Source organism: Flavobacterium psychroterrae (assembly GCF_018380615.1).
Taxonomy (GTDB): domain Bacteria; phylum Bacteroidota; class Bacteroidia; order Flavobacteriales; family Flavobacteriaceae; genus Flavobacterium; species Flavobacterium psychroterrae.
Map to the genome: position 1 here is coordinate 1 of NZ_JAGYVZ010000014.1, position 13,777 is coordinate 13,777.

At 33.0% G+C, this 13,777-nt stretch carries 8 protein-coding genes; 3 read left to right on the top strand and 5 right to left on the bottom strand.

Annotated elements, in window-relative coordinates; genetic code table 11:
* The first annotated feature begins 478 nt into the window (after nt 1-478).
* Nucleotides 479-1,201 (top strand): PH domain-containing protein, encoded by a 723-nt coding sequence (locus KHA90_RS15110; protein WP_213302099.1) that lies wholly within the window; start codon nt 479-481, stop codon nt 1,199-1,201.
* A gap of 51 nt (nt 1,202-1,252) precedes the next feature.
* On the opposite strand, the gene KHA90_RS15115 is transcribed toward KHA90_RS15110, so the two are convergent.
* The 4 genes from KHA90_RS15115 to KHA90_RS15130 form a co-directional block, all read right to left on the bottom strand.
* Nucleotides 1,253-2,683 carry a peptidoglycan endopeptidase gene (locus tag KHA90_RS15115; protein ID WP_213302102.1) on the bottom strand — a complete coding sequence of 477 codons (1,431 nt, stop codon included), beginning with the start codon at nt 2,681-2,683 and terminating at the stop codon, nt 1,253-1,255.
* 477 nt (nt 2,684-3,160) lie between these two features.
* A complete protein-coding gene (locus tag KHA90_RS15120) occupies nt 3,161-5,425 on the bottom strand; it encodes an aconitate hydratase (RefSeq protein WP_213302105.1) in 2,265 nt (754 codons plus the stop codon).
* Between the two features lie 46 nt (nt 5,426-5,471).
* A complete protein-coding gene (locus tag KHA90_RS15125) occupies nt 5,472-8,252 on the bottom strand; it encodes a bifunctional aconitate hydratase 2/2-methylisocitrate dehydratase (protein WP_213302108.1) in 2,781 nt (926 codons plus the stop codon).
* A gap of 100 nt (nt 8,253-8,352) precedes the next feature.
* Complete coding sequence (locus tag KHA90_RS15130; protein WP_213302112.1) at nt 8,353-8,568, bottom strand: hypothetical protein; 216 nt, start codon at nt 8,566-8,568, stop codon at nt 8,353-8,355.
* 429 nt (nt 8,569-8,997) lie between these two features.
* On the opposite strand from KHA90_RS15130, the gene KHA90_RS15135 reads away from it, so the two are divergent.
* Both KHA90_RS15135 and xrtN read left to right on the top strand, forming a co-directional pair.
* The gene (locus KHA90_RS15135; RefSeq protein ID WP_213302114.1) at nt 8,998-11,496 is read left to right on the top strand and encodes an XrtN system VIT domain-containing protein; all 2,499 of its coding nucleotides are present in this window, start codon (nt 8,998-9,000) and stop codon (nt 11,494-11,496) included.
* Complete coding sequence (gene xrtN, locus KHA90_RS15140) at nt 11,496-12,740, top strand: exosortase N (RefSeq protein WP_213302116.1); 1,245 nt, start codon at nt 11,496-11,498, stop codon at nt 12,738-12,740. The genes KHA90_RS15135 and xrtN overlap by 1 nt, the downstream gene beginning before the upstream one ends.
* Before the next feature lie 53 nt (nt 12,741-12,793).
* Here the strand turns inward: xrtN and KHA90_RS15145 are convergent, their stop codons facing one another.
* The gene (locus tag KHA90_RS15145) at nt 12,794-13,747 is read right to left on the bottom strand and encodes an AAA family ATPase (protein ID WP_213302119.1); all 954 of its coding nucleotides are present in this window, start codon (nt 13,745-13,747) and stop codon (nt 12,794-12,796) included.
* Between the last annotated feature and the right edge of the window lie 30 nt (nt 13,748-13,777).

Sequence of the window (13,777 nt, forward strand, 5' to 3'; positions counted from 1 at the left end):
TAGAAAAACAACTAATAGAATAAAATAATTTTATATTTTTAAACTACTTTTTAGACACCTTTTTGAGTTCATTTATACTGCTCACTTTTATCCAGAATTAGGTGCTCACTTTATCCAGAATATCCAGATATTGAATCTGTATAATCATATAAACTGAATAAACCTTGTTTTAAGAATGACTTTAGCAAGGTTTGTTTTTTGTGTATCTTTAATTCGAAAAGTTAAGTTTCTTTAACTGTAATAAATGGTAATTTTAAATAGAATCTTCTCAAAAGAATTATTTTGTATATTTGCTATGAGCTAACGGAAACACGTTGAAAAGCAAAGCAATAAGCACCGTTACCAAATCGTTACCTGACTTCTTTGATTATCTCTATAAAAGCTTAGTATTCAATCGATACGGCTTTTTCCTGAAAACTTTAAAATAAAAAAATAATATATGGCAAATTGTATACTCTGTTCTGCAGAATTAAAATTTATGAATACCCCAACATTCGGCTCTGGAAAATTAAATGATGGCAATATTGTTTGCATAAATTGTTTTAAAAAAATAAACGATGTAGATCCAAAAGTCGCATTTAAACTTAAAAATCATTCTTTAAATGATATTCAAAATTTATTTAATAAAAAGATAAATGAAAGTGAACAAACTTATTCGCGTCTTGATGATATTAAAAAGCAAATACAACAATTAAAAATAAGTAATTCTGTAAGCATTCTAGGTAGGAGAGAAATAAATGAGCTTCCAGAAATATTGGCACAAACTGAAATAATCGACAACATTGTACAAGGGACGTACAATAACGGTCAGGGTATTTTGGTATCAACAAATAGAAGATTAATATTTATTGATAAAGGAATTTTATACGGATTAAAAGTAGAAGATTTCCCTTTAGACAAAATCAGTACTATACAATATGAGACGGGTTTTCTGTTAGGAGGAATTAAAATTCATACATCCGGAAATATTGCTAAAATAGAAAATGTAGAAAAATCGATAGCAAGAAGCTTTTCTGAATTTGTCAGAGACAAACTCTCTCAGCAAAAAGAAATTTCAACTATTAGTATTTCAGAGCCTGATATTTTAGATCAAATTGAAAAACTAGCAAACTTGAAGAAAAAGGAATATTGTCTGAAGATGAATTTAATGAACAAAAGAAAAAACTTCTTGAAAAACTATGAATTTATTTTTAACAAATGATATTTAAACAAAAAGCTATAACCTGCCAATGGCGAAGTTTTTTATTTAATATTATTGCAAAATACGATTTACCTGTGAAAAGGTTCTTTGATAATAAGCTTCTTTCGTTGATGAAATCATAACTCCTCCGTGAGTGGAAGAATGAACAAATTTAATTTCTCCATCTGCTACTTCTACTACCATTCCAACATGATTGATTTGGCGTCGTCCGTTAGTTTTAAAGAAAATTAAATCTCCTTTTTGTGCTTCGTCAGTATCTACTTTAGTACCAATTCTGGATTGTTCGATAGAACTTCTTGGCAACTTAATGTCAAAATTGTTAAAGGTACAAATCATTAAACCTGAACAATCAAAACCGGCTTTTGTGGTTCCGCCTGATCTGTAACGCGTTCCTATATTCTCGGTTGCATTCATAATCAATTGATTGACTAATTCAGAATGATTGCTTACTCTAAATATTGTGGTTGTGTCTTTTCTAATTTCTGAATTATCGGCGACCTGAGTTGGCGATGATGAATTATTTTCTAATTGAGGAGTTGTGTTTAATACCTGTGCAGCATCAGCTTTTTCTTTTGATGTATTTATTTTCAATACATAACCTACCGGCAACTTTCCTTTTATAAATGGATTTTGTCGTTCCAGTTCGGCAACAGTTAGACCATATCTTTTAGCAATAGCAAATTTTGTTTCTTTTGGCTGCACTTCAACAACTATATCAACATTGTTGTTAGCGGATACTATTTCAGGTTTTAAATCACCGGTTGCAGTTGCATTTTCTGAAGTTACAACAGCTTTTTCAGCAATCTGAGTATTTAATGCTTGCGCTATATCTGCTTTTTCTTTTGAAGTTTTAATTTTCAAAACATATCCTACCGGTAACTTTCCTTTGATATACGGATTTTGACGCTCCAGTTCTGCAACTGTTATTCCGTATTTTTTAGCAATAAGATATTTTGTTTCTTTTGGTTTTACTTCAACTACAACCTCAACATCTGTTGAAGAAATTAGTTCTGGCTTTTCTATATTCTGATTTTTCGTTGTAGATTGAGTCGAGGCAATAGTATTAGAGGCAATATTAAGCTTCTGCCCTATTTTTAAACCATCATTTTCTAAAGCGGGGTTAGCTTTTTTTAAATCCTCAACAGTGACATTGTATTTTTTTGAAATGGACCAAAGTGTTTCTTTTTCCTGTACTTCGTGAATATCTGAATTTAATGTTGTTGCGGGAATTGTACTTGCAACTGCTTCAGTTTTTTTTGTTGTGGATTTTTTATTGGTATTCGGAATGAGTAAAACCGAATTTAATTTTAAAACTTTGGGAGCGTCGGGGTTGGCTTCCTCAATATCTTTGGTTTTTACGCCATATTTTTTAGCAATTACAGATAGGTTTTCTCCTTTTGATATTTTGTGCCTGATAAACTTTTCCTGAGAAAAAACGCCGACACTGAAAAAAAACAACACTATAATTAATCTGACAACCATACCTATTAAAGTTTTAATGAATACTTCTTTAAGTTTAAATAATATAACTTTTAGCCTGAATGATATAAACTAAAGAAATGTAAATATATTATATAAAAAGCGAATTTAACTTTTTTAAGTAAAAGACACACGTTTTTTAACAACTAATTTACCTCAACTTAACCAGGTCAATTTAAAAAACAACGCAAACACTTTGAAAATATGCATTTTAAGAATTAGTTTACTGGCTTTAAACAAAACTAACTTTAAACAGAAAAAGTATTGAAAATCATTTTTATTTTGAGTTTAAAAGAAAACAAATGTTGAAGTGGTCGAAAAATAATCTTGTAATGAAAACGATTGTCCTAGCCCAGATAGTAACGATATCCTTTTGTGGCGGGGTTCGCCATAAAAGATATAGTGTATAGCTGGATTAGCTTCTAATAAAAAACGCCCTGTTTTCACAGAGCGTTTTTAGTATAATCGAAATCTTAAAGATTAAGCTTTTCCTGCAGCAATTAAGTTTAATGCTGAACCTGCAACGAACCAGCCAATTTGTCCGGCGTTGTAAGTATGGTTTGCTAAAATAATATCTTTTGTACCATCTGCGTGAACGAACTCTAATGTTAATGGTTTTCCCGGAGCGAACTCGGTTAAATCAGTAAAATTAATGGTATCGTTTTCCTGAATTTTATCGTAATCTGATTCAGTAGCAAAAGTTAATCCTAAAAGACCTTGCTTTTTAAGGTTTGTTTCGTGGATACGAGCAAAAGATTTTACTAATACCGCTTTAACTCCTAAGAAACGTGGTTCCATTGCAGCATGCTCACGTGATGAACCTTCACCATAATTGTGATCTCCCACAACTATAGATGGAACTCCAGCCGCTTTGTATGCACGAGCTACAGCAGGAACTGCGTCGTAAGTGCCAGTTAATTGATTTTTAACAGAGTTTGTTTTTTGGTTGAATGCATTTACGGCACCAATCAACATATTGTTAGAAATATTATCTAAATGTCCGCGGAAACGCAACCATGGTCCTGCCATAGAAATGTGATCCGTTGTACATTTTCCGAATGCTTTGATTAATAATTTTGCATCTGTTATGTTTTTACCATCCCAAGCATCAAACGGAGCTAATAATTGCAAACGTTCTGATGCTGGATCTACAGCAACCTGAACTCCTGAACCATCTGCAGCCGGAGCCTGAAAGCCCGGATCTTCTGCATCGAAACCTTTTGGAGGCAATTCGTCTCCTGTTGGAGCATCTAACATTACTTCTTCTCCATCTTCGTTGATCAAAGTATCTGTTAACGGATTGAAACTTAAATCACCTGCAATAGCCATAGCTGTCACCAATTCCGGAGAACCTACAAAAGCTAAAGTATTTGGGTTACCATCTGCACGTTTTGAAAAGTTACGGTTAAAAGAGTGAACGATTGTATTTCTTTCTTCTTTTTCTGCTCCTTCTCTGTCCCACATACCAATACATGGTCCGCAGGCATTTGCAAAAACTGTAGCTCCAATTTTTTCAAAAGTATCAATAAATCCGTCTCTTTCAATTGTATAACGAACTACTTCAGAACCTGGAGTAATTGTAAACTGAGATTTAGTTTTTAAGTTTTTAGCGCTTACTTGTCTCGCTAAAGAGGCTGCACGAGCAATATCTTCGTAAGATGAGTTGGTACAAGAACCTATTAAACCTACCTGAATTTGTAATGGCCAGTTATTTTTGATTGCTTCTTCTTTCATTTTAGAAATTGGAGTAGCTAAATCCGGCGTAAAAGGACCGTTTAAATGTGGCTCTAATTCAGTTAAATTGATTTCGATTACTTGATCAAAATATTGTTCCGGATTTGCGTAAACTTCCGGATCTCCTGTTAAATAAGGAGCTACTTTATCAGCTGCATCAGCAACATCTGCTCTATTTGTAGAACGCAGGTAACGGCTCATTGAATCATCATAACCAAAAGTTGAAGTTGTTGCTCCAATTTCAGCACCCATGTTACAAATAGTTCCTTTACCGGTACATGACATTGAAGTTGCACCTTCGCCAAAATATTCAACAATTGCACCTGTACCACCTTTTACAGTAAGAATACCGGCAACTTTAAGGATAACATCTTTAGGAGCAGTCCAGCCTGATAATTTACCAGTTAGTTTTACTCCAATTAATTTAGGGAATTTTAATTCCCAAGCCATACCAGACATAACGTCTACAGCATCAGCTCCACCCACACCAATAGCGACCATTCCTAATCCACCTGCGTTTACAGTATGAGAATCGGTACCAATCATCATTCCTCCGGGAAATGCATAATTTTCAAGTACTACCTGATGAATAATTCCTGCTCCCGGTTTCCAGAAACCAATTCCGTATTTATTAGAAACTGATGACAAGAAGTCGAAAACTTCATTACTTTGTGTTTTTGCTCTCGCCAAATCGGTTACAGCATCTACTTTTGCCTGAATTAAGTGATCACAGTGTACCGTTGTAGGAACTGCAACTGTTTTTTTCCCAGCGTGCATAAATTGTAATAATGCCATTTGAGCTGTTGCATCCTGACATGCTACACGATCTGGTGCAAAATCAACATAATCAACTCCTCTTCCAAACGCCTTAGACGGATTTCCATCCCAAAGGTGATTGTACAAAATTTTCTCTGTTAAAGTAAGTGGACGACCAACAATCTCGCGTGCTTTATCAACACGACCAGGCATGTTTTCATACACTTTTTTAATCATTTCTATATCAAATGCCATATCTCTTAATTTAATTATTATACATTATAACTTGTTAGAAGCCTAATTAAAAAGTGCTTTCTAACAGTTTGTGAGAAGGTGCAAATCTGGTTAAATGAATTCCTTCTACTGCAGCTACATATTCCTCTATTGTAGGTGTTCTTCCAAGTATTGTAGATAATACTACAACCGGTGTAGAAGAAAGTAATGATTCTCCTTTTTTACCTTCTGTATCTTCTACAACTCTCCCTTGAAAAAGACGAGTTGAAGTTGCCATTACAGTATCTCCTTTTGCAGCTTTTTCCTGATTACCCATACAAAGGTTACATCCCGGACGCTCTAAATATAACATGTTTTCGTATTCTGTACGTGCTGCACCTTTTGGAGCATTATCGTCAAATTCGAAACCTGAGTATTTTTGTAAAACTTCCCAGTCACCTTCGGCTTTAAGTTCGTCAACGATGTTATAAGTTGGCGGCGCTACTACAAGCGGTGCTTTGAACACAACCTGACCTTGCTGATCTTCTATATTTTTAAGCATTTGAGCCAGAATTTTCATGTCGCCTTTGTGAACCATACATGAACCGATGAATCCAAGATCTACTTTTTTCTCTCCTCCATAAAAAGATAAAGGTCTTATGGTATCGTGAGTATATCTTTTAGAAACATCAGCATTGTTTACATCAGGGTCAGCAATCATAGGCTCAATAATCTGATCAAGATCAATAACTACTTCAGCATAATATTTAGCGTTTGAATCCGGAGTTAAAGCTGGTTTTTCAGCAGATTTAATCTCTGCAATTCTTTTATCTGCTTTATTAATTAATCCCTGAAGAACTTGTTTTTGATTGTCCATTCCTTTGTCGATCATGATCTGGATTCTGCCTTTTGCAATCTCCAATGATTCAATCAAAGTATCATCTTCAGAAATACAGATAGAAGCTTTTGCTTTCATTTCTGCAGTCCAGTCTGTAAACGTAAATGCCTGATCAGCAGTAAGAGTTCCAATGTGAACTTCAATAATTCTGCCCTGAAATACATTTTCTCCACCAAACTTTTTAAGCATTTGAGATTGTGTTGCGTGAACCACATCACGAAAATCCATATAGCTTTTCATTTCTCCTTTAAATGTCACTTTAACAGATTCAGGAATTGGCATTGAAGCTTCACCTGTAGCAAGTGCAAGAGCAACTGTTCCTGAGTCAGCACCAAAAGCAACACCTTTTGACATTCTTGTATGCGAGTCACCACCAATAATGATAGCCCACTCGTCTATTGTGATATCGTTTAAAACTTTGTGAATTACGTCTGTCATTGCATGATAAACTCCTTTAGGGTCACGTGCAGTGATTAGACCAAAGTTGTTCATGAAGTTCATTAATTTCGGAATATTTGCCTGAGCTTTTTTATCCCATACCGAAGCTGTGTGACAACCAGATTGGTATGCACCATCAACGATTGGCGATATTACTGTAGCAGCCATAGATTCTAATTCCTGAGCAGTCATAAGACCGGTCGTGTCTTGTGAACCTACGATGTTAACTTCTACACGAACATCTGAGCCAGCGTGTAATACTTTACCCGGAGCGATACCAACAGCATTTTTATTGAAGATTTTTTCTACTGCTGTAAGACCTTGCCCTTCAATAGTAATTTCTTTTGACGGAGCAAATACAAGAGGAGCTTCAATATCTAAAATTTTAGCTGCTAATGTTTGAAGTTTTTTACCAAATACAATTGCGTATGATCCGCCGGCTTTGATAAATTCCATTTTTTGAGGCGTGAAAGCTTTAGAAATATCTATTAGCTCCTGATCGCCATTATAAAGTTTTTTTGTCTTAGTATTTATTGTAAGTACAGTTCCTGTAGCAACAGAATATGTTTCTTCAAGGACAGGATCACCGCTTTCATTACGAATAACATTACCATCTGAATCCAGTTTTTTAACCCAGTTTTGAAGATCTAAACCAATACCACCTGTAACGTCAACAGTAGTTAGGAAAATTGGAGAAATACCGTTTGTACCTGCAACAATTGGAGCAATATTAACGAATGGAATATATGGGCTGGCTTGTTTACCAGACCAAAGAGCCACGTTATTTACTCCTGACATTCTTGAAGATCCAACTCCCATTGTACCTTTTTCTGCAATTAACATCACACTTTTGTCAGGATGTTGTACTTGCAGCATCTTGATTTCGTCTTGTGCTTTAGGCGTGATCATGCATTTACCGTGAAGTTCACGGTCAGAACGTGAGTGTGCCTGATTTCCCGGAGAAAGCAAATCTGTCGAAATGTCTCCTTCACCAGCGATATAAGTCACTACTTTAATTTCTTCAACAACATCCGGAAGTTTAGTAAAAAACTCCGCTTGTGCGTAACTTTCAATAATTTCTATAGCAACTGCATTACCATTTTTAAAGGCTTCTTTTAAACGGTCTGTATCTGCCTCATAAAGGTAAACCTGTGTTTTAAGAACCTCCCCTGCTTCTTTTGCAATAGCTGCATCTTCACCAAGAGCTAAATCTAGTAATACTTCAATTGAAGGTCCACCCTTCATATGTGATAATAACTCAAAAGCAAAAGCAGGTGTGATTTCACTTACTACTTGTGTTCCAAGTATAATTTCTTTTAAAAACTTAGCCTTTTCACCGGCAGCACTTGTCGTTCCCGGTATAGTATTGTAGATAAAGTACTTAATAGAATCTTCTCTATATTCGTTCTCTAAATCTTTAATTTGTTCAATAATTACGCTTAATAAATCAGCGCCATCAATAGGTTTTGGATGAAGTCCCTGAGCTTTACGTTCTTCAATCTCTTTAATATAATCTGCATAAATATTATTCATAATAGAAAGTCTTTTTTTTTAATGTTAAAAGCAGATTTAAGAAAGATCTTTTGTTCTGCCGTTTTTTGTTTACCAGTTTGCTTAAATTACAATAATGCCGTTAAGCCGTTACAATTTGAAATGCAACACGATCTGGAGCAAATTCAACATAATTTACACCTCTATTAAAAGTTTGAGAAGGCATTAAATGCCATAGGTGATTGTCTAAAAAATTTTCTATTAAAGCAAGTGAACGACGAATCAAATCGTGTGCTTTATCGACACGGGTTGTCTTATTTTCGTACACTTTTTTAATCATTTTGATATCAAAAGTCATAGCAATTAGGTATTTTATTTTTTTTGTACGCAAATTTACGTATTAATGCCGACAATTAAAAAAAATATAATAGAAGTCGCCTTTTCAAAAATTATTATTGTTAAAAAACGATTTTGACTGCTTGTTTTTGCCAAAATATCAGTTTTGTATTAAAAAAATGAATTATTAGTATTTTAAAATCTTTTCTTTAACAAAGTCGGAATTTGATGTTATAAATGAAGTCGGATTTTACTTCGTTTTTAACTAAGAACCTTTCTAAATTAGCTTCTATAACGTTATAGTTTATCAAATTTTACCTTATACGTTACAAAAAGCCATTTACGATTTCACTCTTATTTATAACATTTAAAATAAATGAAATAAAAAACTTGTAATTCATTTTTTCTTATAACTTTGCAATTCAAAGTACTTTTTAAATAAATTATAATCATGAAATACAAATCAGATTTTTTAGAATATTATATTCAAAAGCCCGGAGTTATATTTAGTTTTATAATAACGATCTTTAGCAGCATTTTGCTAGTTGGGACTCTTATCTCAAAAAAGCTTCACTTTGACTATTTTATATTTATTGCATTATTAGGTCTGATATTTGAATTTATTTATGGTGTTGGTCTTTCTTTTGTAATTCTTAGAAAAAAAGAAAAATACGTTCATTTAACTCCTTTCCTGATTACAAACTGGCTGATTGGGTGTTTCTGTTTAAATGCCTTTTTCCCCCTTTTTTATGATTTACCAATATGGGTTTATCTCGCAACTCTTGCCTTTTGTCTGTCTAATTTTCTGATCTACAGAAATTCAGATGAAAATCGCGAAACCAGTATTTCTTACTTTATTAACGGTTTGTCGTTTGCCATTATCGTGTATTTTACGATTTACTTACTCTCCCTTATGCCATTTTCATTTGTAGCAATTTTAGCCTTAGGATTGGGCTTTTATGGTTTAGTTCCCGCTCTTGTTCTGATAATTCATATCGTAACAATTATGAGACATTTGAACAGAAACAGAATCAATTACATTTCGTTTGGTGCAGGATTTTTGATGATAATAATTGGTCTGACCGTTTTTACAATTGGCCTAAGCATCGAAAGCAGAAAAATAGCTCAAAGTGTTAGAATACAATCATTTGATCACAATAATGAACTACCTAATTATATTGCAATTTCGCAGCGTTTAAAACCTAATTTTTTTAATGAAATTCTGCTAAAAAAAGATATCGTTTACATTCCGATTCATGATATACTTACATACAGAGGTTTTGACTCTTTTGGCAGTAAACAATACAATGAAAGAAAAATAAATAACCCTATTGTTTCTATTGCTTATTTATTTTGTCAGGATCTTAATTTAGATGATGATGATAGAATAAATATTTTAAAGTCAAACTTTGATAAACGATTAGAAGCCGAAGAACAATTATGGAGCGGTGAAAATTTGATTACCAAAAATATTAAGGAAGATGTAAAAGTATATCCGGAGGCGCGTTTGGCTTATACCGAAATCTCAATGAAAATTGAATGTACCGAAGATTCCCGAAGAGATCAGGAAGCTATTTACTCTTTTCAATTGCCAGAAGGTTCCGTTGCAACTTCACTCTCATTATGGGTGAACGGAATTGAACGAAAAGGTGTTTTGACTACCAAAGAAAAAGCCAAAGCGGCATACAAACAAATTGTTGGAGTCGAAAGCCGTGATCCATCATTAATGCAATGGAAAGAAGGAAACAAAGTCGTAGTAAGGGTTTTTCCTATAAACCGTGAGAATCCGCGAACATTTAAATGTGGTTTTACAACTCCGCTAAAAGTCGAAGACAATGAAATGAAATACCAAAGTCTCTCTATAAAAGGTCCTAACATTTCTAATGCTGAAACTATTTCAAGAATTCAGATGGCTGGAAACACAAACATTACAACCAGTAAAGATTTTGAGCTTAAAAAGAACTTTTACATCAATAAATCAAAAGGTTTAGACAATTGGGAAGCTATTATACCCTTAAACAAGGCGCTGCCATCAACATCATTTGCATGGAAAAATAAAGTTTATGAAGTTAAGGACATTCAAAAAATAATTATTCCGTTTACACCTTCAGAGATTATTTTAGATTTAAACAGCAGCTGGACGACCAAACAAATTGAATCTTTTGTCGAATTAAACAAACAAAACGTATTTGTTTATGTAAATGATGAGAAGAAGGAAATTAATAAAGAGAACTTCAGGGCTATTGAGCAGGAATTTGAAGATTTACATTATTCTTTATTACCGCTTTATAAGATCTCTGAAAATAGTTTGATAATTACAAAATGCGGAACGTTTTCTGCTAATTTTGAAGAACTTGAGGATTCTGATTATTTAAAAAACATTAAAGCAGAAACGAAACAAAGAAACTTAAAAGTGATTAATATTTCTTCAGATATAAATCCGTTCTGGCAAACTGCGAAGGAACAAAAATACATAACATATTTTCAGACGAGTTTAAAAAACAGTTTGAAATTGATTGAACAGAAGCGGTTTATTTTATTCAAAACCGATACGAATGCTGTAAATATTGAACCTGCAAATATTTCTATTGTAGAAAGTCCGCAAAACAATAGTTTAAAAAGTAATGGACCAAATCATATTTACAGAATGTACGCTTTTGGAAAAGTCCTTGAAGAGCAGGTTAAAATTCAAAATGATAGTTTATCCCAAAATCAATATGTTGAATTAGCAAAAGATGCCAATATTGTAACACCAATTTCATCATTAATCGTTCTTGAAACAGATGAAGACTATAAAAAGAACGGCATCGAAAAAAATGTAGATACTTTAGGGAATGCATCAATCAATAATGACGGCGCAGTTCCTGAACCACACGAATGGTTATTGATTATTTTGGGATCAACAATCCTTTTATTTTATTACAGAAAAAATAAAAATCAAACTAGTTAATGGAAAGATTTTTAACGCTGCATAAAAAAGCACTGATTTTGTTTGCTTTAGTTTGCCTATTGGCACTAAACTATCCTATTATAATAACAGCATTAGACAGTAATCTTTTCGGAATTATATTCTCAATAGTATTATTTATTATTGGGGGCAGAAAAACGAATCTTAAAATGAGTTATCCGCTTTTAGCAATATTGATTATTTTAGAATATATCAGCTTTCAACTACATACTAAATCGGTACATTTTTTGGCTTTATCAATATTAGTCTGTTTTGTTTATTATAGTTTTACCAGAAAGTTTTCGTTCATTGCTTTTATCTGCGTTATATTATTCTCTTCTATATTTAATACTTTTTTTAATTATTTAACGGTCGAAATTAAGCAGACACTCTGTTATGGTGTGTATTTAAGTTTAAAAAATTTCATTCCGATTACTAAAATTGAAGGCGTTAATTTTTATATCAATAATGCCAAAATTACGATCGATACTGCTTGTATGGGATTATCGATGTTTAAAACCGGATTACTTTTTGGAGCATTTTTATTAACATTCGAAGAACGAAAACAACAAAAGTATTTCAATATCAAACAAATTTCTTTATTCTGTATTTTGATAATTACATTGAATATTATTTCGAATTATTTCAGAATCATAACTTTAATATTATTTGATTGTACTAAAGAAAATACTTTACATTATACTATTGGATTACTTTGTTTTGTGTTTTATCAGATACTACCAATCTTATATTTAATTCGTTTTTTCAAACCAAAAAAAGAAGAATTAATAAACACTAATTCGTCAAAATTTGCCATTGTATCGATTATAACAGGATTTGCAATAGTATTGATGACAAGTTTCGAAATTAAAAAAGAACAACAACACAACTTACTTGAAAATCTGGATCACTCCTATAATATTCAGAAAGGAAGCTGGATCAATTCCGAAGTTTTTAAAATTGCAACACCAGAAAAACTTATCTATATTAAAACTCCTGCACACAATCCTTTGATTTGTTGGACTGGGACTGGTTATAAAATTATTGAATCAAAAATTATAAGCCGAAATAATGAAAAAATATCATTCGTGAAAATGGAAAAAAATGGCGTTCAATATTTCTCTTATTGGTGGTATGAATGTGATAATAAAAAATACACTTCGCTGGTTGAAGTTCTTTTGATAAAACTTTTTTACAATAAATCTGCCCGATTGATAAACGAAACAAGCAGAACAAAATTGACATAAAAAAAGCCTGATAATACAACATTATCAGGCTTTTTTTTCAATTCATTATTTTTTTACATCAGTTTCTGAATGATAATCTCTTCTGTGATTCCTTCAGCATCTGCTTTATAATTTTTAATAATTCTATGGCGTAAAATTCCGGTTGCAACTGCTTTAACATCTTCAATATCTGGTGAAAATTTACCATTGAAAGCGGCATGAGCTTTCGCAGCCAAAATTAAATTTTGTGATGCTCTTGGTCCCGCTCCCCAATCTAAATAATTCTTGACAAATTCATTAGACAATGCATTGTCCGGACGCGTTTTACTTACTAAAGTTACCGCATATTCAATCACATTATCTGCAACAGGAATTCTACGAATCAAATGCTGAAAATCGATAATTTCCTGCGCCGTAAACAGCGGATTAATAGTTGTTTTAACGTCTGACGTTGTTCGTTTCACCACCTGAACTTCTTCTTCAAATGTTGGATATTCCAGTTTAATGGCAAACATAAAACGGTCTAATTGTGCTTCCGGCAACGGATAAGTTCCCTCCTGCTCAATGGGGTTTTGGGTTGCTAATACAAAATAAGGTAAATCTAATTTATAGTTTTGTCCCGCAATTGTAACGGAACGTTCCTGCATTGCTTCAAGTAAAGCTGCTTGCGTTTTAGGCGGCGTTCTATTGATTTCATCAGCTAAAATAATGTTTGAAAAAATTGGTCCTTTGATGAATTTAAATTGTCTGTTTTCATCTAAAATCTCACTTCCTAAAATATCCGATGGCATTAAATCCGGTGTAAACTGAATTCTTTTAAAATCTAAACCTAAAGCAAGTGCAAGAGTATTTATCATTAAGGTTTTTGCCAAACCTGGAACACCTATTAAAAGTGCGTGTCCACCAGAAAAGATACAAAGTAAAATTTGGTCGACAACTTCATCCTGGCCTACAATGATTTTTGCTATTTCGGTTTTTAATTCATTTCTTTTTTGAACTAAATTATGAATTGCTGCTACGTCAGACATTTAGATATGTTTTTTAAATTGAAAAGAGTT